The sequence below is a fragment of the Halomonas sp. ATBC28 genome (assembly GCF_005937175.1).
Classification (GTDB): domain Bacteria; phylum Pseudomonadota; class Gammaproteobacteria; order Pseudomonadales; family Halomonadaceae; genus Vreelandella; species Vreelandella titanicae.
The window spans coordinates 1-826 of sequence record NZ_VCQL01000072.1 but is presented as its reverse complement, the minus strand read 5'-3'; the positions used below and the strand labels follow the sequence as shown (position 1 = coordinate 826).

At 59.2% G+C, this 826-nt stretch carries 1 protein-coding gene; it reads left to right on the top strand.

What is annotated here, in order from left to right; all coding sequences use genetic code 11:
- Positions 1 to 98 precede the first annotated feature (98 nt).
- On the top strand, positions 99 to 826 hold a 728-nt coding region (locus tag E0L35_RS25345; RefSeq protein WP_138801722.1), incomplete at its 3' end, for a transposase zinc-binding domain-containing protein.

Below are 826 nucleotides of genomic sequence, written 5' to 3'. Positions count from 1 at the left end.
TCACCTCCAGTCGACGATGCGCTACCTGCACTGGCTACCGAGCCAGCAAGGGGGAGATCAGTGTCATATTGACCTGGTGGCCGCCTTGGAGGTGAGCCATGACTAAGGCCGCTACCTTGCAACAGGCATTGACCCGCTTTCTCGACCCAACCGGTCTTGATCGCCAGCGCCAACGGGTGTGTACCCATCTGCTGGCCTGCCGAACGGAGGCGATGGGCGGGATGGTCTTACAGTGCTCCGACTGCGCTCATGTACAGCCACGCTACTTTGGCTGTCGTGATCGTCACTGCCCACAGTGTCAAGGCCGCGCCATGGAGCAATGGGCCGAGCGTCAGCAGGCCAATATCCTGCCGGTGCGCTATTACCACGTCGTATTCACGTTGCCGCATAGCCTTAATGGCTGGGTTCAGCTTCATCCCGAGGTGATTCACCGGTTGCTGTTCCAGAGTGCTTGGCAGACGTTACGCACGTTTGGGCGCGATCCCAAACGCCTTGACGGCGAGATGGGGATGATCGCTGTACTTCACACCTGGGGCCAGAACCTGAGCCAGCATGTGCATCTACACAGTTTGGTTCCAGGCGGTGCCTTAGGTGATGATGGCCGCTGGCGTAGGGCACATAGCAACTACTTGTTCCCGGTGCGGGCCTTGTCACGCCACTTTCGCGGGCACATGGTGAGCGCTCTGCGCAAGGCCGCCCATGCAGGCTATCTCCACCGGGTAAACCGGCCCGGAGATGTCGATGCTCAACTGAACACGCTGATGGCCACTGACTGGGTGGTTTACAGCAAGGACTGCCTTGAACACACTCATACGGTAGTTCGCTA